We start from the raw sequence: 19135 nt of genomic DNA on the forward strand, positions 1-19135 counted from the left end.
TCAACCACGAATGGTCGACAAGACGGGGCATAACAAACTAATTCGTCGACTATGACACACTGTTGAGTTCTCAAACATCAGCCGCGCACCGTGACTCAGCCTCTCGGCCTCGCCCCCGGGGCAACCTGGTAAAACTTACCGGGCCGGTCAGACCCCGTCAACTCGGGGCTTCTCGATCCGGTGCCGGGCGCGCGACAAGCCCACCGCCGTTGGCCTCTCGGCCTGGTGTGGGAGTCGCTCGCGGCGACAGGAAGAACATTAGCAGCGGGTGTCCTGGCCGCCAAAATCGGGTGTCCGCGCGGGGGACGCCGGCCGCCTGCGCAGGCCGTCAGCCCCGTGGTTGAGCGGGATCCGGGGTCCACACCGGCTCACCTGGCCCGGGGCGAGCGCCGGTAGGCGCTCACCGTCGGCTCGTCCGCCACCCAGAACCGCCACGGCAGGTCGTGGGCCCGGCCCACGCCGACCCGGTGGCCGCTCCGCAGCCGGCCGGGGTCCAGTCCCTCCCCCGGCACCAGCGTGATCGGCCCTCCGCCGAGCAGGTCGGCGCCGCCGAGGTGTGGGCCGAGCCCCAGGGCCTGACCCAGCCGACCCGGCCCGCGGGCCAGGTCGCGGTCGCGGACCCGCTCGCCGCGGCGCGAGCGAGCCAGCTCGCAGCCCTCGACCACCCGGCCCGCGCGCAGCAGCACGGCGCTCGCCGTGCCAACCTCCCCCGTCACCACGTTGCCGCACCAGTGCACCCCGTAGGAGAGGTAGACGTAGAGGTGTCCCGCCTCCCCGAACATCACCCGGTTGCGTGCCGTCTCGCCGCGGTGGGCGTGGGAGGCCGGGTCCGACCCGCCCTCGTAGGCCTCGACCTCGGTCAGCTCCACGGTCACCGCACCCTCGGCGGTCTCGTGACGCACCGTCCAGCCCAGCAGCCGTGGCGCCACCTCGAGGGCGGGTGCACGGAGAAGCTCGCGGACGTCCACGGAGATCGGGGCTCCGGTCAGGCGTCGCCAGCCAGCCGCGCCCGGTGCGCGGCGACGCGCTCGGTCAGCTCGGCGAGCTGTTCGCGGACCCGGACGGGCGCGGTGCCGCCGCGGCCGTCGCGTGCCCCGACCGAGCCCTCGGCGGTGAGCACGTCGCGGACGTCGGGCCGCAGCGCGGGGCTGATCTCGGCCAGCTGCTCGTCGGTGAGCTCGTGGAGCTCGACCCCGAGCTCCTCGCACCGGCGGACGCAGGCGCCGGCCACCTCGTGGGCGACCCGGAACGGCACGCCCTCGCGGACCAGCCACTCGGCGACGTCGGTGGCGAGCGAGAAGCCCTGCGGCGCCAGCTCCGCCATGCGCCCGGTGTCGAAGGTCAGCGTTGCCACCATCCCGGTGAAGGCCGGGAGCAGCACCTCGAGGGTGTCGACGGAGTCGAAGACCGGCTCCTTGTCCTCCTGGAGGTCCCGGTTGTAGGCCAGCGGCAGCGCCTTGAGCGTGGCCAGCAGGCCGGCGAGGTTGCCCACGAGACGGCCGGCCTTGCCACGGGCGAGCTCCGCGATGTCGGGGTTCTTCTTCTGGGGCATGATGCTCGACCCGGTCGACCAGGAGTCGTGCAGCGTCACGAATCCGAACTCGCGGGTCGCCCAGAGGATGACCTCCTCGGCCAGCCGGCTCACGTCGACGCCGACCATGGCGGTCACGAAGCCGAACTCGGCCACGAAGTCGCGCGCCGCGGTGGCGTCGATGGAGTTGGCGCTCGACCCGGCGAAGCCCAGCTCCCGCGCGACGGCCTCGGGGTCGAGGCCCAGGCTCGAGCCGGCCAGCGCCCCCGAGCCGTACGGCGAGTCCGCGGCCACCCGGGCGTCCCAGTCGCGCAGCCGCTCCACGTCGCGCAGCAGCGGCCACGCGTGGGCGAGCAGGTGGTGGGCCAGCAGCACCGGCTGGGCGTGCTGAAGGTGCGTGCGCCCCGGCATCACGGCCGGGTGCGGGTCGAGGTGGCGGGCCGCCTGCTCGGCGAGCGCGTCGACCAGGTCCAGCACCTGTCCCGCGATCACCGCCGCGTGGTCGCGCAGGAAGACCTTGAAGAGCGTGGCCACCTGGTCGTTGCGGCTGCGCCCGGCCCGGAGCCGACCGCCCACCTCGGTGCCGACCTCCTCGAGCAGCAGCCGCTCGAGTGCGCCGTGCACGTCCTCGTCGGAGGGGTCGGGGTGGAGCTCGCCGGCGGCGTACCGCTCCCCCAGCACGTCGAGGCCGCGGTGGAGCTCGGCCAGGTCGGCGTCGCCCAGCAACCCCGCGGCGTGCAGCACCCGGGCGTGGGCGCGCGAGCCCGCGAGGTCGTAGGGCGTCAGCCGCCAGTCGAAGTGCGTCGACCGGGACAACGCCTCGAGCTCCGGGGACGGGCCGCCGGAGAAGCGGCCGCCCCACAGCTTGCCGGTGTTGGTGGTGCCGTCAGTCGTCATCAGTCGGTGCCGATCTCCATCGCGACGTGGTCGAGGGCCGCGTCGCTCGCGTCGCCCTCGGCGGCCGGGTTGCGCGCGATGCGGGCGCCGCCGCCCGCCTCGATCTCGCCGAGGAGGGCGCCGTTCTCGACGAGGACCTGGCCCTGGTCGAGCGGCTGGGCGGCGTACAGCTCGAGCTTGGACCGCGAGTCGGCGATGTCGAGGTTGCGCATCGTGAGCTGCCCGATCCGGTCGGTGGGACCGAAGGCGGCGTTCTCGGTGCGCTCCATCGACAGCTTGTCGGGGTGGTAGGAGAACGCCGGCCCGTCGGTGCGGAGCACCGTGTAGTCCTCGCCCCGTCGCAGCCGCAGGGTCACCTCGCCGGTGACGAGCGAGGCGATCCAGCGCTGGATGGACTCGCGCAGCATCAGCGCCTGCGGGTCCAGCCACCGGCCCTCGTAGAGCAGCCGGCCGAGCCTGCGGCCCTCGGCGTGGTAGCCGGCGATGGTGTCCTCGTTGTGGATGGCGTTGAGCAGCCGCTCGTAGACAATCCAGAGCAGTGCCATGCCCGGCGCCTCGTAGATGCCGCGCGACTTCGCCTCGATGACCCGGTTCTCGATCTGGTCGGACATGCCGAGCCCGTGGCGGCCGCCGATGCGGTTCGCCTCGTGGACGAGCGCCACCGGGTCGTCGTACGTCGTGCCGTTGATGGCCACCGGCCGGCCGCAGTCGAAGCGGATCGTGACGTCCTCGGTCTCGATCGCGACCGACGGGTCCCAGAACTTCACGCCCATGATCGGCTCGACCGTCTCCAGCGACACGTCGAGGTGCTCGAGGGTCTTGGCCTCGTGGGTCGCGCCCCAGATGTTGGCGTCGGTGGAGTAGGCCTTCTCCTGGCTGTCCCGGTAGGGCAGGTCGCGCTCGGTGAGCCACTGGCTCATCTCGTTGCGGCCGCCGAGCTCGGCGACGAAGTCGGCGTCCAGCCACGGCTTGTAGATCCGCAGCTCGGGGTTGGCCAGCAGGCCGTAGCGGTAGAACCGCTCGATGTCGTTGCCCTTGAAGGTCGACCCGTCGCCCCAGATGTCCACGCCGTCCTCGTGCATCGCGCGGACCAGCAGCGTGCCGGTCACCGCACGGCCGAGCGGCGTGGTGTTGAAGTAGGCCCGGCCGGCGGACCGGATGTGGAAGGCGCCGCAGACCAGCGCCGCGAGACCCTCCTCGACGAGGGTGCGGCGGCAGTCGACCGCCCGCGCGATCTCGGCGCCGTACTGGAGGGCGCGGCCGGGCACGCCCGCGATGTCGTGCTCGTCGTACTGGCCGATGTCGGCGGTGTAGGTGCACGGAACGGCACCCTTCTCGCGCATCCAGGCGACCGCGACGGAGGTGTCGAGGCCGCCGGAGAAGGCGATGCCGACCCGCTGGCCGACGGGGAGGGAGGTGAGAACCTTGCTCACGGTGTGGAGTCCTTCTGGTCTGGGTGGGCTTCGGCAAGGGCCAGGAACCGGGCGGCGAGCTCGTCGCCGCCGGTGCCTTCGCGGCCGATCACCAGGACGGTGTCGTCGCCGGCGATGGTGCCGAGGACGCCCGGGATCTCGGCCTTGTCGAAGGCGCTGGCCAGGAACTGGGCCGCGCCGGGCGGCGTGCGCAGGACGACGAGGGTCCCGCTGGCCTCGGCGCTGACGAGCAGCTCGTTCAGCAGCCGGGACAGCCGGTGCGTCGCCGCGGCGGTCTCGCCCGGCGCGCTCGGTCGTCGGTCACCGCCCTCCCCCGGCACGGCGTACACGAGCGCCCCGGAGGGGGCACGGACCTTGACGGCGTCGAGCTCCACGAGGTCGCGCGAGAGCGTCGCCTGGGTGACGTGCAGGCCGTTGCGGGCCAGCAGCTCGGCGAGCTCGCTCTGGGAGCGCACCTCGTGCTGGGAGACCAGCTCGACGATGCAGCGGTGGCGCGCCGTCTTGGTGTGGGGTCGCATCGCGGTGCTCATCGGGGCATCACGACTCCTCCAGCAGGAAGGCCAGGATCGCCTTCTGGGCGTGGCGCCGGTTCTCGGCCTCGTCCCAGACCACGCTGCGCGGCCCGTCGAGCACCTCGGCGTCGATCTCCTTGCCCCGGTACGCCGGCAGGCAGTGCATCGCGATCGCGTCGGGCGCGGCCAGCGAGAACAGGTCCGCCGTCACGGCGTGGCCGCGGAAGACCTCGCCGCGCTCGGCGGCCTCGTCCTCCTTGCCCATCGACACCCAGGTGTCGGTCACCACGACGTCGGCGCCGGCGACGGCGGCCTTCGCGTCGGGCTCGAGCTCCACGGAGCCGGCGGTACCCTCGGCGATCCGGACCGCCTCGTCGACGAGCTGGTCCTCGGGGAGGTAGCCCTCGGGGGCGCTGATCCGGACGTGGAGCCCGGCGGTGGCGCCGGCGAGCAGCCACGAGTTGCCCATGTTGCCGGCGGCGTCGCCGAGGTAGGCGACGGTGAGGCCCTCCAGCCGCCCCTTGTGCTCCTGCACCGTGAGGAGGTCGGCGAGCAGCTGGCAGGGGTGGAAGTCGTCCGTCAGGGCGTTGACCACCGGGACCCCGGCGTACTGCGCCATCTCCTCGAGACGCGCCTGCGCGTAGGTGCGCCAGACGATGACGGAGGCCTGACGGCCGAGGACCCGCGCGACGTCGGCCACCGACTCGCGCTCGCCGATCCCGGCGAGCCGGCCGTCGACCGCCATCGGGTAGCCCCCGAGCTCGGCGATGCCCGCGGCGAACGACGCCTGCGTGCGCAGGGTCTGCTTGTCGAAGACCATCGCGACGGTCTGCGGACCGGCCAGCGGCCGGTGGTCGTACGGCGCCCGCTTCATCTCGGCGGCCAGCGCCAGGACGCGCGCCTGCTCGGCCGGGGAGAGGTCGTCGTCGCGGAGGAAGTGGCGGGTCATGGGGTCTCCCCCGGCTTCTCCGCGGGCACGGCGTCGTCGAGGATCCGGGGCCACGCCGCGAGGAAGTCGTCGACGTCCCCGTCGGTGAGGACCAGCGGCGGTGCCAGCCGGATCGTGGTCGGCGTCGGGTTGTTGACGATGTAGCCGTGCTCGAGGGCAGTGGTCGCGACCGCGGCCGAGGCCTCGGCGGCGAGCTCGATCCCGAGCAGCAGGCCCTCGCCGCGCACCTCGGTGACCCGCGGGTCGGCGGCGAGCCCGTCGCGCAGCCGGGCGCCGAGCGCGGTGGCGTGGTCGAGCAGGCCCTCGTCGTCGATGGTGCGCAGCACCGCCAGCGCGGCGGCGCAGGCGACCGGGTTGCCCCCGAAGGTGGTGCCGTGGTGGCCGGGCTGGAGCAGGTCGGCGGCCGGGCCGAGTCCGACGCAGGCGCCGATCGGGATGCCGCCGCCGAGGCCCTTGGCGAGGGTCACCAGGTCCGGGGTCACCCCGGAGCCGTCGTGGGCGAACCAGCGTCCGGTGCGGCCGATCCCCGACTGCACCTCGTCGAGCCACAGCAGCGCGCCCTTCGCCGAGGTGATCCGGCGCGCCTCGGCGAGGTAGCCCGCCGGGGGCAGCACCACGCCGGCCTCGCCCTGGACCGGCTCGAGGACCACGGCCGCGGTCTCCTCGGTCACCGCCTGCTCGAGGGCCGCGACGTCGCCGTAGGGCACCCAGGTGACTCCCCCGGGCAGCGGCTCGAACGGGGTCCGGTAGGCCTCCTTGGCGGTCAGCGCCAGCGACCCCATGGTCCGCCCGTGGAAGGCGCCCTCGGCGGCCACTACGTGGGTGCGGCCCGTCCGCCGGGTCGCCTTGAGTGCGGCCTCGTTGGCCTCGGCGCCGGAGTTGGCGAAGAAGACCTTCCCGCCGGTGGACCCGGACGCTCCCAGCAGACCGAGCAGCCGCTCGGCCAGCTCGATCTGGGGCGCACTGGCGAAGAAGTTCGAGACGTGGCCCAGGGTGCCGAGCTGGGTGGAGACGGCCTCGACGAGGGCGGGGTGGGCGTGGCCCAGGGCGTTCACGGCGATGCCGCCGAGGAGATCGACGTACTCGCGGCCGTCGACGTCCCAGACGTGGGCGCCCTTGCCGCGCGCCAGCACGAGCTTGGGCGGACCGAAGGTGTTCATCAGCGAGGCGGCGTACCGCTGCTGGAGGTCGTCGTGGGTGCTCATGCCGGGGTGTCCCTCGCCTTGCGGGTCTTGGTCTCGACGCCGGGCAGCACCTGGGTGCCGACGCCCTCGTCGGTGAACAGCTCGAGGAGCACGGCGTGCGGCTCGCGGCCGTCGACGACCGTCGCCCTGCTCACACCCCCGCGCACGGCCTGCAGGCAGGCGCCCATCTTGGGCACCATGCCCGACGCCAGCGTCGGCATCAGCTGCTCGAGCGCCTCGGGGCTGATCTCGCCGATGACGTCCTCCGAGCTCGGCCAGTCGAGGAAGAGACCCTCCACGTCGGTGAGCACGAGGAGCTTCTCGGCGCCGAGCGCGACGGCGAGCGAGGCCGCGGCGGAGTCGGCGTTGACGTTGTGGACCTGCCCCGACTCGTCGGGGGCGACGCTCGAGACGACGGGGATCCGGCCCGCCTCGATCAGGTCGAGCACGGACTCCGGCCGTACGGCGGTGACCTCGCCGACGAGGCCGAGGTCGACCTCCTCGCCGTCGACGACGGTGTTGGTCGGGGTGGCGGTGAACAGGCCGGCGTCCTCGCCGGAGCAGCCGACCGCGAGCGGGCCGTGCTCGTTGATGAGGCCCACCAGCTCGCGCTGGACCTTGCCGACCAGCACCATCCGGACCACGTCCATCGCCTCGGGCGTGGTGACCCTCAGGCCGCCGCGGAACTCGGACTCGATCCCGAGCCGGTCCAGCATCGAGGAGATCTGCGGCCCGCCGCCGTGCACGACGACCGGGCGGAAGCCGGCGAACCGGAGGAACGCGATGTCCTCGGCGAAGGCCCGCTTGAGGTTGTCGTCGGTCATGGCGTTGCCGCCGTACTTCACCACCAGGATCTTCCCGTGGTAGCGCTTCAGCCACGGCAGCGCCGCGGCGAGCGTGCGCGCCTTGGCGGGGTCGGGCTTGCTCGGGTCGTGGGTCGTGTAGGCGATCGCGTCAGGGGCGTCAGGTGTGCTCATGAGGAGTAGGCGCTGTTCTCGTGGACGTAGGCGTGGGTGAGGTCGTTGGTCCAGACTGTGGCGCGCTCGGACCCGGACTTGAGGTCGATGGTCACGCTGACCTCGCGGCCGGTGAGGTCGACGGTGGCCGGGTCGGCGTGGGGCGTGGACTGCCGGCAGACCCAGACGCCGTTCATCGCGACGTCGAGGTCCGCGGGGTCGAAGGTCGCGGAGGTGGTGCCGATGCTCGCCAGCACCCGGCCCCAGTTGGGGTCGTTGCCGAAGACGGCCGCCTTGAAGAGGTTGCTGCGGGCGACGCTGCGGCCCACCTCGACGGCCTCGTCCTCGCTGGCGGCGTTGAGGACGGTGATGGCGATCTCGTGGTCGGCTCCCTCGGCGTCCTTGAGCAGCTGCATCGCGAGGTCGGTGCAGGCCTGGGTCAGGGCGGCGGTGAAGTCGTCGAGCGGGGGCGTGATGCCGCTGGCGCCGCTGGCCATGACGGTGACCGTGTCGTTGGTGGACATGCAGCCGTCGGAGTCGAGCCGGTCGAAGCTGACCCGCGTCGCCGCGCGCAGGGCCTTGTCGAGGTCCGCGGCCGGCACCACGGCGTCGGTCGTCAGCACGACGAGCATGGTGGCCAGCTGCGGCGCGAGCATCCCGGCGCCCTTCGCCATCCCGCCGACCGACCAGCCGGCGCCCTCGACGACCACCTGCTTGCTCACCGAGTCGGTGGTCATGATCGCCTCGGCGGCCGCGGCGCCGGCCTCCTCGCCGCCGCCGAGCGCGGCGTGGGCCGCATCGACGCCGGACAGGACCTGGGTCCGGTCGTTCGCGAGGCCGATGAGGCCGGTGGAGCACACGACGACGTCGACGGCGCCGATGCCGAGGTGCTCGGCCACGCGCTCGGCGACGGCGTGCGTGGTCTGGAAGCCGTCGGGGCCGGTGTAGCAGTTGGCGCCGCCCGAGTTGAGGACGACCGCGCGGACGGTGCCGTCCTTGACGACCTCCTGGCTCCACAGCACCGGGTTGGCCTTGCAGCGGTTGCTGGTGAAGACGCTCGCCGAGTCGTGGCCCGGGCCGTCGTTGACCACGAGGGCCACGTCACGGGCGCCGCTGGCCTTGAGGCCGGCCGCCACGCCTGCCGCCCGGAAGCCCCGGGGTGCGGTGATGCTCATGCGGACTCCTCGAGCTGGACCGTGTGCCCGGCGGCGGCCCACGCCGCGTCGGCGTCGTCCGCGGAGCCGGCCGGCACGAGGATCCAGTCGGTGTCGAAGGTGGACAGGACGAAGACGCTGATCCCGGCATCGGCGAGCGGCGCGAGCAACGCGCTCAGGACGCCGACGAGGGCGAAGTCGAGCGGACCCGCGACCTGGTAGGCGACGAACGGCCCCTCGCGGCGTGCTTTCGTCGGCACCGACGACGCGTGGCAGACCAGGGAGGTCTCGGTCGCCGTCGCGGTGACCGAGAACAGCGTCGACGAGGTCGCCCACCCGGGGATCTCCGTGCCGGGGCCCAGCCGGACGACGGCGAGCGCGTCGCGGTGGCGGGTCAGCGTCCAGGCGGTCTGCTGGTCCGGCTGCTGGTCGGTCGGCTGGTCGGTCACGGGGCCACTCCCACGGTCGAGAGCCCGGTGGTCTCGTCGAGACCGAGGGCGAGGTTCATGCACTGGACGGCCGCGCCGCCGGTGCCCTTGGCAAGGTTGTCGACGGCCCCGACCGCCACGAGGCGACCCGCGGCGGCGTCGACGGTCACCTGGACGTGCACCGCGTTCGAGCCGGTCACGGACTTGGTCTGCGGCCACTGCCCCGGAGGCAGCACGTGGACGAACGGCTCGTCGGCGTAGGCCTTCGCGTAGGCCTCGTGGGCCTCCTCGGCGGTCAGCCCCGCGGTCAGCGACTCAGCCAGCGGTGCCGAGACGGTCGCGAGGATGCCCCGCGGCATCGGCACGAGCACGGGCGTGAAGCTCACCCGGACCTCCCGCTCGGTGAGCGAGGAGAGGTTCTGCACGATCTCGGGGGTGTGCCGGTGAACGCCGCCGACGCCGTAGGCGCTGGCGTTGCCCATCACCTCGCTGCCGAGCAGGTGGGGCTTGGCGGCCTTGCCGGCGCCGCTGGTGCCGGACGCCGCCACGACGACGACCTCGGGCTCCACGAGCCCGGCGGCGACCGCCGGCGCGATGGTGAGCGTCGAGACCGTCGGGTAGCAGCCGGGCACGGCCACCCGGGTCGCGCCGGCCAGCGCGTCGCGGGCGCCCGGCAGCTCGGGGAGGCCGTAGGGCCAGGAGCCGGCGTGCTCCCCTCCGTAGAACGCCTCCCAGGCCGCCGGGTCGGTGAGCCGGAAGTCGGCGCCGCAGTCGATGACGACGACGTCGTCGCCCAGCTGGCGGGCGATCTCGCCGGACTGACCGTGCGGCAGGCCGAGGAAGACCACGTCGTGGCCGGCGAGCACCTCCGCCGTGGTGGGCTCGAGGACCCGGTCGGCCAGCGGCACGAGGTGCGGCTGCAGCGAGCCGAGCGTCTCTCCGGCGTTGGACCCGGCCGTGAGGGCGCCGATCTCGACGCCCGGGTGCCCGAGCAGGAGGCGCAGCACCTCCCCTCCGGCGTACCCGCTGGCTCCGGCGACCGCGACCCTTGGTGTCATATGCATGACTATACAGTCGACTGCATGCCCATGTGAAAGTGGGTCGGAAACGGGAAGGCGTGAGAGGCGTCACGGCCGCTAGGTTTCCGAGCATGCCGAGACTCGAGCCCCACGTCTACCTCGACCACCTGTGCGCCGAGTCACGTCGGTTCCGGGAGGTGCTGGCGGACTGCGACCCCGCCGCGAGGGTCCCGGGCTGTCCCGACTGGGACGCCGCCGACCTGCTGTGGCACCTCACAGAGGTGCAGGCGTTCTGGGCAGGGGTGGTCGCCGGACGTCCCGCCGCTCCGGACGAGCGGGACCACGAGCCGCCGAGGCCGACGGAGTACGCCGACCTGCTCGCGGCGTTCGACGAGCACTCGGCGCGCCTGGCGGGGGCACTGCGCGGGGCGGACCCCGCCGACCCCGCCTGGTCCTGGTCGACCGAGCAGACGGTGGGCTTCACGTTCCGCCGGCAGGCGCACGAGGCGATGATCCACCGGCTCGACGCCGAGCAGACCGCTGGTGTCGTCACGCCGCTGGACCCGGCGCTGGCCGCGGACGGCGTGCTGGAGTGCCTCGAGGTGATGTACGGCGGGACGCCGCCCTGGGGCGAGTTCCACCCGCTCCCCCAGCACGTCCGGGTCGACTGCACCGACACCGGTGACCGGTTCTGGGTGCAGCTCGGCCGCTTCGTGGGGACCGACCCGCGCAACGGGAAGCACTACGACGACGGGGACATCCGCGTGGTCGGGGACCCCGGCGTCGAGCCGGACGCGACGGTGGCCGGGCCGGCGGCCGCGCTCGACACGTGGTTGTGGCGTCGCGGCGACGACCGCGACGTCGCGGTCACCGGTGACCGCGACGTCCACGACCGGTTCCGGGCGGCCGTCGACCACCCGATCGACTGATCACGCCCGCGCCAGCGGGCGTGACCGTCAGGCCCGCTGGGCGGCGCCCGTCACCTCGGCCGCTCGCGCGACGGCGGCGTCGCGGGCGGCGCCGGTCTCCTCCTCGGTGAGGGTCCGGTCCGGTGCCCGGAAGCGGAGCGCGAACGCCAGGGACTTGCGCCCCTCGCCCACCTGCTCGCCGGTGTAGACGTCGAACAGCCGGATCGACTCCAGCAGCTCGCCAGCCCCCTCCCGGAGCGCAGCCTCCACCGCGGCCACGGTCACCGACGCGTCGACGACGAGCGCGACGTCCTCCTTGGCGACCGGGAAGGTGGAGAACTCGGGCCCGGGCACCACGTCGACGGCGTGGGCCATCAGCGCGTCGAGGTCGAGCTCGACGGCGGCGCTGCGCGCGGGGAGGCCGAACGCCGTGCAGACCCGCGGGTGGAGCTCACCGGCGTGGCCGACGGGTTCACCCGCCACGAGCACCTCGGCGCACCGGCCCGGGTGCCACGGGGCGAGCTGGGCGGAGCGGACCTCGACGGTCAGCCCGAGGTCGGCGGCCACCCGGCGGGCGAGGGCGACGGCGTCGGCCCAGCCGGCCTGGCGACCCTCGCCCCACCAGCCCGAGCGCTCGCGCTCGCCGGCCAGGACGGCCGCCAGGTGCAGCGGCTGGGACGGCACGGCGGCGAGCAGCTCCGCGAGCTCCTCGTCGGTCGGGCGCCGGTCCACGCCGTAGATCGGCGCCGCACCGCGACCGGTGGGGAACGCGACGGTGCCGGTCTCGAAGAGGGAGACGCCCGCGGCGCCGCGGCCGAGGTTGCGGGCGGCCGCCTTGAGGATGCCCGGCAGCAGCGTCGTGGTGTAGCCGGGCTCCTCCGAGGACAGCGGGTTGGCCAGGCGCACCGTGGACCGGCGCGCGTCGTCCGCGGGGAGGCCGAGGGCGTCGAAGGCCGCCTCCCCCACGAACGGGAAGCTGACGACCTCGACCCCGCCGGTGCCGGCGAGCAGGCGACCGACGCGGCGGCGGAGCCGCTGCTCGCGGGTCAGCCCCCGGCCGGACGGCGCCGTCGGCAGCACCGACGGGACGTTGCCGTAGCCGACGATGCGCGCGACCTCCTCGACGAGGTCGTAGGGGTCGTTGAGGTCCGGGCGCCACGGGGCCGGCGTCGCCGTCAGCCCGGTGTCGTCCTTGTCGAGCGCGCAGCCGATCGCCTCGAGGTTGCCGACCACGGTGGCGGCGTCGATGGGCATGCCGGTCACCCGGGCCGGGAGGTCGTAGTCGATGCGGATGCCGGGGCGGGTCGGCGGGGTCCCGACGACGGTGACGCCCGGCTCGGCCGTGGCGCCGCCGTGAGCCACCAGCAGCTCGACCACCCGGTCGGCCGCGGCCTCGCAGATCGTGGGGTCGACGCCGCGCTCGTTGCGCTTGCCGGCCTCCGAGCTGATGCGGTGGCGCTTGCCGGTGCGGAACATCGACACGGCGTCCCAGTGGGCCGACTCGACGAGCACGCGGGTCGTCGTCGCCGACATCTCGGTCGTCTCGCCGCCCATGACGCCGCCCAGGCCGATGATCCCGGAGTCGTCGGTGACGACGAGGTCCTCGGGCGACAGGTCGCGGCGGGTGCCGTCGAGCGTGGTCAGCTGCTCGCCCGCCTCGGCGCGCCGGACGCGGATCGTGCCCTGCAGCTTGTCGAGGTCGTAGCCGTGGATGGGCCGGCCCATCTCCAGCATCACGTAGTTGGTGACGTCGACCGCGAGCGAGATCGGGCGCATGCCGGCCTGCTGCAGCCGCTGCACCATCCAGTCGGGGGTGGTCGCCTCGGGGTCGAGCCCGCTCACGGTGCGGGCGACGAAGACCGGGCAGCCGACCGGGTCGTCCACGACCACGGGGTAGCCGGCGTCGTCGGCAGGGGGGACCTGCCGCTCGGCCGGGTCGCGGTACGGCGCATCGAACGCGAGCGCGGCCTCGCGGGCGACGCCGCGCAGCGACAGCGCGTAGGCCCGGTCGGGGTTGATCTCGAACTCGATGACCTCCTCGCGCAGCCCCAGCAGGTCGAAGGCGTCCTCGCCCGGCTCCCCGGCGCCGGCGGGCAGCACGATGATGCCGTCGTGGTCCTCGCCGAGACCGAGCTCGCGCGCCGAGCAGATCATCCCGGCGGAGACGTGGCCGTAGGTCTTGCGGGCCGAGATCTCGAAGCCGCCGGGCAGCACGCCGCCGGGCAGCACGACGACGACCAGGTCGCCGGGAGCGAAGTTGTGGGCACCGCAGACGATGCCCTGCGGCTCACCGGTCCCGTTGGCGTCACCGACGTCGACGGTGCACCAGTTGATGGTCTTGCCGTTCTTCTGCGGCTCGGGCTCCATGGTGAGCACCCGGCCGACCACGAGCGGCCCGCGGATCTGGTCGCCCGCGCTCTCGATGCCCTCGAGCTTGAGCCCGAGGTCGGTGAGCCGCGACGTCAGCGCCTCCGTGGTGACGTCGGCCGGCAGGTCGACGTACTCGCGGATCCAGCTGGCAGGGGTACGCATCGGGTCAGAGCTCCGTTCCGAAGGCCGTGGTGAAGCGGATGTCGCCCTCGAACAGGCTGCGCAGGTCCTCGAGGCCGTGCCGGAACATGAGCGTGCGGTCGATGCCCATGCCGAACGCGAAGCCGGAGTAGCGCTCGGCGTCGACGCCGCACGCGGTCAGGACGCGCGGGTTCACGACGCCGCAGCCGCCCCACTCGATCCAGCCCTCGCCGCGGCAGGTGCGGCAGAAGCTCGGGCCGCCCTGGCCGGTTGCGTCGGTGCCGGTCCCCCGGCACACGAAGCACACGAGGTCGACCTCGGCGCTGGGCTCGGTGAAGGGGAAGTACGACGGCCGGAAGCGGGTCGTGATGCCCTCGCCGAACATGGCGGTGGCGAAGTGGTCGAGAGTGCCCTTGAGGTGGGCCATGGTGATGCCCTCGTCGACGGCGAGGCCCTCGACCTGGTGGAACATCGGGCTGTGCGTGGCGTCGTACTCGTCGGTCCGGAACACCCGGCCCGGGCACACGACGTAGATCGGCGGCTTGCGCGTCAGCATCGTCCGCGCCTGGACCGGCGAGGTGTGCGTGCGCAGCACCACGCCCTGATCGGACGGGTCGGTCCAGAAGGTGTCCTGCATGGTGCGGGCCGGGTGGTCCGGCCCGAGGTTGAGCGCGTCGAAGTTGAGCCACTCGGCCTCGATGACCGGGCCCTCGGCGACCTCCCAGCCCATGGCCACGAAGATGTCGGCGACCAGCTCGGCGCCGGTGGTGAGCGGGTGGCGCGCACCGGCGGGCTCGCGGTCGGTCGGGACCGTCACGTCGACGGTCTCCTCGACGAGCATCCGCTCCTCGTGCTCCTCCTCGAGCACGGCCTGCCGCTTGGCGAGGGCCTGGTTGACGGCGCCCCGGGCCTGGCCGACCCGCTGGCCGGCCTCCTTGCGGGCCTGCGGCGGGAGCGCCCCGATCTCGCGGTTGGCGAGTGCGAGCGGCGACCGGTCCCCGGCGTGCGCGAGACGGACCTCCTTGAGCTCGGCGAGGTCGGCGGCCCCGGCGATGGCGGCCAGGGCCGCGTCACGCATCGCCTCGACCTCCTCGGCCTTGAGGGGCGTGACCTCGACGGGGTCGTAATCGGTGTTCGGTCCCGACATCTCTGCCTTCCGGGCGGCACTGTGCAGTGGCTGGGCCGGCGGTTCGCCGGTCCGTGGGCGTGGCCGGCTGCCGCCGGCACGGGGCACAAGTCTAGGAAGGTCGGTGCGTGCGGTGCGACGGGGTTCCGAGACTCAGTCGCGGGGCCGACCCGGGCGGGCGTCCTCGGCCGGCCAGACCAGCTCGACCCGCGCCCCTCCCCCGGCGGCGTCTCCGATGGTCACGCTGCCGCCGTGCGCCCGCACCAGCCCGTTGACGAGGTACATGCCCAGCCCCGAGCCGCCGCGCACCCCGCTGGTCCAGAACTTGGTGAACACCCGGCGCCGGATCTCCGGGGCGATGCCCTCGCCCTCGTCCTCCACCACGAGCCGGACGCCCGGGAACTCGTCACCGCCGCCGAGCGGCGTCGTCGTGACCGTGACCGTCCCCTCGCCGTGGCGCACGCCGTTCTCGACGAGGTTCGTGACGACCTGGGTGAACTTGTCGGGGTCGACGCTGATCTCCGGCAACCCCTCGGGCGGGTCGTAGTGGATCCGCCGGGCGGTGCCGGCCTGCACGGAGTCCACGACCCGTCGCACGAGCACGGTCGCGTCGCACGGTCGCGGGAAGAGGGAGAGCCGCCCGGTGTCGATGCGGGCCACGTCGAGCAGCTCTGCGATCAGCCGGCTGAGCCGCTCGGAGTCGGCATGGACGGTGGTGAGCATCAGCTTCTTCTGCTCGTCGTTGAGCTTCTCCCAGCGGTTGAGCAGCGCCGCGACGAAGCCCTTCACGCCCGTCAGCGGGGACCGCAGCTCGTGGGCGACCGTGGCGACCAGGTCGGACCGCTCGCGGTCGAGCCGCGCGCGTCCCCGGCCGGAGCGCATCACCACGGCGACGTGGGAGACCGGTCCCCCCGGCTCGCTCCGCACGATGCGGGCGTTGACGAGCACCTCGGTGCCCTGCGGCAGCGTCCACGACTGCTCGGGCACTGCGACCCGGGTCCGCAGCCCGTCGTAGGGGCGGTTGCACGACATCCAGTCGTTCCCGGCCTGGTTCTGGAGCGCGAGCACGTCGGCGACCGGCTTGCCGACGACGTCGTCGGCCTCGACGCCGAGCATCCGCGCAGCGACGGCGGAGACGAGCACCACCCGTTGCTCCGCGTCGGCGAGGACGACGCCGTCCGGCAGCGCGTCGGCCAGCTGCCGGGCGTCGATCCCCGGCGCAGTGCCCGGGGCCGCTGTCCTTGCCGAGTCTGGGGCCACCCGCTCACCCTAAGGCAGCAGCGACGGGTCCGGGGCCGTCAACCGCGCTGGGCGCGCGCCGAGGCGTAGAGGCAGACCGCGGCGGCGGTCGAGAGGTTGAGGCTCTCCGCCCGTCCGAGGATCGGGATCCGCACCCGGTGGTCGGCGAGCGCTGCGAGCTCCGCAGGGAGGCCCCAGGCCTCGTTGCCCAGGAGCCAGGCCGTGGGCCCGGCGAGCAGGCTGTCGGCCTCGAAGAGGTCGGTCTCGCCGTCGCCATCGGCGGCCAGCACGGTCAGCCCCGCGCCACGGGCCGCCTCGACGACGGCGGCGGGGTCGCCTCCCGTCGCGACGGGGAGGTGGAACAGGCTGCCGACCGTGGCCCGGACCGTCTTCGGGTTGTAGGCGTCGACGGAGGACCCGGCGAGCACGACGGCGTCCGCCCCCGCGGCGTCGGCGGTGCGGATGACGGTGCCGGCGTTGCCGGGGTCGCGCACGTCAGCGCAGACAGCGACGAGGCGGGGGCCCTGCGTCGGTGCAGGGGTTTCGAGACTCGGCCGTGGCCGGCCTCGCACCTCAACCAACGGCGTTAGGACCTCGGCGAGCGGCACGTCGACGAAGCGGCACACCGCGACGACCCCGGCCGGGGTGACGCTGTCGCTGAGCCCGGCGATGGCCCGGTCGTCGACCAGCGTCCAGCGCGGGCTGCGCGCCTCGAGGTCGGCGTACTGGCCGGTGGCGGCCTCGGTCGCGAAGACCTCGACGACGCAGTCCGGCACGGACAGCGCCTCGGCGACGGCCTTCGGGCCGTCGGCAAGGAAAAGCCGCCGCTCGGCGCGAACCGAGCGGCGGCTGAGCTTCCGTGCCTCCTTGATGCGGGCGTTGCCCGCAGCGAGGGGGGTCACCTGCTTCAGGCCGAGACCTTGGGCGCGTTGACGTCCTCGGGCAGGGCGGCCTTCGCGGTCTCGACGAGCGCGTTGAACGCGGCGACGTCGTTGACGGCGAGGTCGGCGAGGATCTTGCGGTCGACCTCGACACCGGCGAGGTTCAGGCCCTGGATGAAGCGGTTGTAGGTCATGCCCTGCGCACGCGCGGCGGCGTTGATGCGCTGGATCCACAGCTTGCGGAAGTTGCCCTTGTTCTTGCGGCGGTCGTTGTAGCTGTAGACCAGCGAGTGGGTGACCTGCTCCTTGGCCTTGCGGTAGAGGCGCGAGCGCTGGCCCCGGTAGCCGCTGGCGCGGTCGAGGACGACCCGACGCTTCTTCTGTGCGTTCACTGCGCGCTTGACGCGTGCCATGTCAGTACTCCTTGTTCAACAAACGTTCTGGGGTGGGAGGTCCCGGCTCGACCCGAGGGGGTCGGCTCAGAGACCGAGCAGCTTCTTGGCGCGCTTGACGTCGGCCTTGGCGACCTCGGTGGTGCCGGCCATGCGACGCGTCATCTTGGAGGGCTTCTTCTCCAGGTTGTGGCGAAGACCGGCCTTCTGGCGGCGGATCTTGCCCGAGCCGGTCACCCGGAAGCGCTTGCTGGCACCGGAGTGCGTCTTGTTCTTCGGCATCTCTCTGCTCTCTTTCCACCGGGCCGCGGGGGCAGCGACCCGTTCTCAGTCCTTGCGGGTGGTCTCAGGCCTCGATGTCGGGGTCGAGGTTCTCGGAGCGACGACGCTCCTTCTTCTGCGCGGCCGGACGGGCGGCATTCGCAGCGGTGCGCTCGGCACGCTCCTCGGCCTCCTCGGCGGCGCGCTCGGCGGCCTTGGACTCCTTGGCGGCCTTCATCTCGACCTTGGCGTCGGCCTTCTTCTTGTGCGGGCCGAGCACCATGATCATGTTGCGGCCGTCCTGCTTGGGAGCCGACTCGACGAAGCCGAGCTCCTCGACGTCCTCCGCGAGCTTCTGCAGCAGCCGGAAGCCGAGCTCCGGACGGTGCTGCTCGCGACCACGGAACATGATCGTGATCTTCACCTTGTCCCCGGCCTTGAGGAACCGCACGACGTGACCCTTCTTGGTCTCGTAGTCGTGCTGGTCGATCTTGGGCCGGAGCTTCATCTCCTTGATGATCACGTTGGTCTGGTTCCGGCGCGCCTCACGGGCCTTCTGGGCGTTCTCGTACTTGAACTTCCCGTAGTCCATGAGCTTGCAGACCGGAGGGCGCGCCATCGGGGCCACCTCGACCAGGTCGAGGTCGGCCTCCTGCGCGAGTCGGAGCGCGTCGGCGGTGGGGACGATGCCGACGGTCTCGCCGTTGGGACCAACGAGGCGGACCTCGGGTACCCGGATCCGGTCGTTGATACGAAGCTCGGTGCTGATGTGTCCTCCTGGGAAAGCGCGGCCGGATGCCTGCGCCTCTCCCGGGCCGCTGGTGCGCGCCCTGGAAATGACAAAGGCTTCCGCTCTGTCTCAAGCGGAAGCCAGTCGCACGGGCGCACCACCCTCACGGGGATCACGCCGCCGAGACCGCGTCGGACGGATACCGTGGGCACCGACTGAAGCACTCTCGTGACCGGACCCGACGACCTGTGGAGCTGGGCGGTCGGTGCGGGTGGGAGACCGTGTTGCTGCCTCCGCTTGTGGGATGTGCCCCCGTGCACGCACGGGAACTCATCGGTCAACGCGGGATGCTACCGGATCATTCCTCCGGCGGCCGAATCCAGGCGGTGCGCTCCCCCACCCGACCCAGCGTCCAGCCGGCCGCCAGCGCGGTCAGGTCCTCGCCCTGCACCACCAGCTGGACCGGTCCGGCCACGTCGACCAGCAGCGCGTCCGCGCCCTCCTGCACCGCGGACTGCGCCGCCAGCACGGCGGTCACCGGCACCGGCCGGGCCTGCGGGTTCCAGGCGTGCAGCCGGTCGATGCCCGAGAACCCCAGCAGCGCCTGACGGCCGTCACGCCCGGTGAGCAGGACGGTGGCCATGTCGCTGGACTTGTCGTGTGCGAGGCCCGCCGCGTCGACCTCGACCTCCCCCAGCACCGCCACCACGGGCACGAGCAGCCGCGACTGCCGCAGCTCGGCGAGCGCCTCGGCGTACCGGCTGCGGTCCGCGGCGTACGCCGCCAGCGCAGCCACCAGCCGGGCGGGGGCTGCACCGTCGTCGCCCGCGAACCCCGGGTCGGGGATGAGCCGCCCGTCTCCCTCCTGCGTCGCCATGGCCTCCATTGTGCCGACGAGCAACCGCGACCCGTCAGCACCGGCCCGGCCTCGTGACCCACGACACGCCCATTGTCTAGTGTCTTGCTTGATTTAATTGGTCTAGATGTATTGCATGTTCCGCATGTCCACCACGACCGAGACACC

Annotated in this window: 19 protein-coding genes; 1 reads left to right on the forward strand and 18 read right to left on the reverse strand. The window is 73.0% G+C overall.

Annotated elements, in window-relative coordinates:
* Nucleotides 1-368: 368 nt before the first annotated feature.
* The 10 genes from ACFP2E_RS07755 to argC are packed head-to-tail and all read right to left on the reverse strand — an operon-like array spanning nt 369 to nt 10102.
* Nucleotides 369-968: a DNA-3-methyladenine glycosylase gene (locus ACFP2E_RS07755; RefSeq protein WP_378522074.1), complete on the reverse strand. Its 600-nt coding sequence runs from the start codon at nt 966-968 to the stop codon at nt 369-371.
* A 17-nt stretch (nt 969-985) separates the two neighbouring features.
* Complete coding sequence (argH, locus tag ACFP2E_RS07760; protein ID WP_378522075.1) at nt 986-2428, reverse strand: argininosuccinate lyase; 1443 nt, start codon at nt 2426-2428, stop codon at nt 986-988.
* On the reverse strand, nt 2428-3861 hold the full coding sequence (gene argG / locus ACFP2E_RS07765) for an argininosuccinate synthase (protein ID WP_378522076.1): 1434 nt from the start codon (nt 3859-3861) through the stop codon (nt 2428-2430). The genes argH and argG overlap by 1 nt, the downstream gene beginning before the upstream one ends.
* Nucleotides 3858-4391, reverse strand: coding sequence for an arginine repressor (locus ACFP2E_RS07770; RefSeq protein ID WP_378522077.1), 534 nt, complete (start codon nt 4389-4391; stop codon nt 3858-3860). The genes argG and ACFP2E_RS07770 overlap by 4 nt, the downstream gene beginning before the upstream one ends.
* Nucleotides 4392-4398: 7 nt before the next feature.
* Nucleotides 4399-5322: an ornithine carbamoyltransferase gene (gene argF, locus ACFP2E_RS07775; RefSeq protein WP_378522078.1), complete on the reverse strand. Its 924-nt coding sequence runs from the start codon at nt 5320-5322 to the stop codon at nt 4399-4401.
* Nucleotides 5319-6527, reverse strand: coding sequence for an acetylornithine transaminase (locus ACFP2E_RS07780; RefSeq protein ID WP_378522079.1), 1209 nt, complete (start codon nt 6525-6527; stop codon nt 5319-5321). The genes argF and ACFP2E_RS07780 overlap by 4 nt, the downstream gene beginning before the upstream one ends.
* The gene (gene argB / locus ACFP2E_RS07785; protein ID WP_378522080.1) at nt 6524-7483 is read right to left on the reverse strand and encodes an acetylglutamate kinase; all 960 of its coding nucleotides are present in this window, start codon (nt 7481-7483) and stop codon (nt 6524-6526) included. Before argB ends, ACFP2E_RS07780 begins: the two co-directional genes overlap by 4 nt.
* On the reverse strand, nt 7480-8637 hold the full coding sequence (gene argJ / locus ACFP2E_RS07790; protein WP_378522081.1) for a bifunctional glutamate N-acetyltransferase/amino-acid acetyltransferase ArgJ: 1158 nt from the start codon (nt 8635-8637) through the stop codon (nt 7480-7482). Before argJ ends, argB begins: the two co-directional genes overlap by 4 nt.
* Nucleotides 8634-9065, reverse strand: coding sequence for an ACT domain-containing protein (locus ACFP2E_RS07795; RefSeq protein WP_378522082.1), 432 nt, complete (start codon nt 9063-9065; stop codon nt 8634-8636). Before ACFP2E_RS07795 ends, argJ begins: the two co-directional genes overlap by 4 nt.
* Entirely contained in the window at nt 9062-10102 is a 1041-nt protein-coding gene (argC, locus tag ACFP2E_RS07800) for an N-acetyl-gamma-glutamyl-phosphate reductase (protein ID WP_378522083.1), read from the reverse strand. Before argC ends, ACFP2E_RS07795 begins: the two co-directional genes overlap by 4 nt.
* 92 nt (nt 10103-10194) lie before the next feature.
* Between argC and ACFP2E_RS07805 the strand changes: the two genes are divergently transcribed.
* Nucleotides 10195-10992, forward strand: coding sequence for a maleylpyruvate isomerase family mycothiol-dependent enzyme (locus ACFP2E_RS07805; protein ID WP_378522084.1), 798 nt, complete (start codon nt 10195-10197; stop codon nt 10990-10992).
* A gap of 27 nt (nt 10993-11019) precedes the next feature.
* Here ACFP2E_RS07805 and pheT read toward each other — a convergent pair whose 3' ends face one another.
* From pheT to ACFP2E_RS07845, 8 genes are all read right to left on the reverse strand, one after another.
* On the reverse strand, nt 11020-13503 hold the full coding sequence (gene pheT, locus ACFP2E_RS07810) for a phenylalanine--tRNA ligase subunit beta (RefSeq protein WP_378522085.1): 2484 nt from the start codon (nt 13501-13503) through the stop codon (nt 11020-11022).
* A 4-nt stretch (nt 13504-13507) separates the two neighbouring features.
* The gene (gene pheS, locus ACFP2E_RS07815; protein ID WP_378522086.1) at nt 13508-14629 is read right to left on the reverse strand and encodes a phenylalanine--tRNA ligase subunit alpha; all 1122 of its coding nucleotides are present in this window, start codon (nt 14627-14629) and stop codon (nt 13508-13510) included.
* Between the two features lie 132 nt (nt 14630-14761).
* The gene (locus ACFP2E_RS07820; RefSeq protein ID WP_378522087.1) at nt 14762-15868 is read right to left on the reverse strand and encodes an ATP-binding protein; all 1107 of its coding nucleotides are present in this window, start codon (nt 15866-15868) and stop codon (nt 14762-14764) included.
* Nucleotides 15869-15906: 38 nt separating this feature from the next.
* On the reverse strand, nt 15907-16749 hold the full coding sequence (locus ACFP2E_RS07825) for a TrmH family RNA methyltransferase (RefSeq protein ID WP_378522088.1): 843 nt from the start codon (nt 16747-16749) through the stop codon (nt 15907-15909).
* Between the two features lie 5 nt (nt 16750-16754).
* Nucleotides 16755-17141 (reverse strand): 50S ribosomal protein L20, encoded by a 387-nt coding sequence (gene rplT / locus ACFP2E_RS07830; protein ID WP_378522089.1) that lies wholly within the window; start codon nt 17139-17141, stop codon nt 16755-16757.
* Nucleotides 17142-17207: 66 nt separating this feature from the next.
* A complete protein-coding gene (gene rpmI / locus ACFP2E_RS07835; RefSeq protein ID WP_378522090.1) occupies nt 17208-17402 on the reverse strand; it encodes a 50S ribosomal protein L35 in 195 nt (64 codons plus the stop codon).
* 64 nt (nt 17403-17466) lie between these two features.
* On the reverse strand, nt 17467-18219 hold the full coding sequence (infC, locus tag ACFP2E_RS07840; protein ID WP_378522135.1) for a translation initiation factor IF-3: 753 nt from the start codon (nt 18217-18219) through the stop codon (nt 17467-17469).
* Between the two features lie 250 nt (nt 18220-18469).
* Complete coding sequence (locus tag ACFP2E_RS07845; RefSeq protein ID WP_378522091.1) at nt 18470-18988, reverse strand: SseB family protein; 519 nt, start codon at nt 18986-18988, stop codon at nt 18470-18472.
* Nucleotides 18989-19135 lie beyond the last annotated feature (147 nt).

Source organism: Nocardioides sp. GCM10027114 (assembly GCF_042659625.1).
GTDB lineage: Bacteria > Actinomycetota > Actinomycetes > Propionibacteriales > Nocardioidaceae > Nocardioides.

Excerpts from the sequence above, each read along its gene's own strand:
- pheT (WP_378522085.1), bottom strand. The coding sequence starts at position 13,503 with ATGCGTACCCCTGCCAGCTGGATCCGCGAGTACGTCGACCTGCCGGCC.
- ACFP2E_RS07780 (WP_378522079.1), bottom strand. The coding sequence starts at position 6,527 with ATGAGCACCCACGACGACCTCCAGCAGCGGTACGCCGCCTCGCTGATG.
- argJ (WP_378522081.1), bottom strand. The coding sequence starts at position 8,637 with ATGAGCATCACCGCACCCCGGGGCTTCCGGGCGGCAGGCGTGGCGGCC.
- rplT (WP_378522089.1), bottom strand. The coding sequence starts at position 17,141 with ATGGCACGCGTCAAGCGCGCAGTGAACGCACAGAAGAAGCGTCGGGTC.
- pheS (WP_378522086.1), bottom strand. The coding sequence starts at position 14,629 with ATGTCGGGACCGAACACCGATTACGACCCCGTCGAGGTCACGCCCCTC.
- argB (WP_378522080.1), bottom strand. The coding sequence starts at position 7,483 with ATGAGCACACCTGACGCCCCTGACGCGATCGCCTACACGACCCACGAC.
- ACFP2E_RS07770 (WP_378522077.1), bottom strand. The coding sequence starts at position 4,391 with ATGAGCACCGCGATGCGACCCCACACCAAGACGGCGCGCCACCGCTGC.
- argC (WP_378522083.1), bottom strand. The coding sequence starts at position 10,102 with ATGACACCAAGGGTCGCGGTCGCCGGAGCCAGCGGGTACGCCGGAGGG.
- argH (WP_378522075.1), bottom strand. The coding sequence starts at position 2,428 with ATGACGACTGACGGCACCACCAACACCGGCAAGCTGTGGGGCGGCCGC.
- argF (WP_378522078.1), bottom strand. The coding sequence starts at position 5,322 with ATGACCCGCCACTTCCTCCGCGACGACGACCTCTCCCCGGCCGAGCAG.
- rpmI (WP_378522090.1), bottom strand. The coding sequence starts at position 17,402 with ATGCCGAAGAACAAGACGCACTCCGGTGCCAGCAAGCGCTTCCGGGTG.
- ACFP2E_RS07845 (WP_378522091.1), bottom strand. The coding sequence starts at position 18,988 with ATGGCGACGCAGGAGGGAGACGGGCGGCTCATCCCCGACCCGGGGTTC.
- ACFP2E_RS07805 (WP_378522084.1), top strand. The coding sequence starts at position 10,195 with ATGCCGAGACTCGAGCCCCACGTCTACCTCGACCACCTGTGCGCCGAG.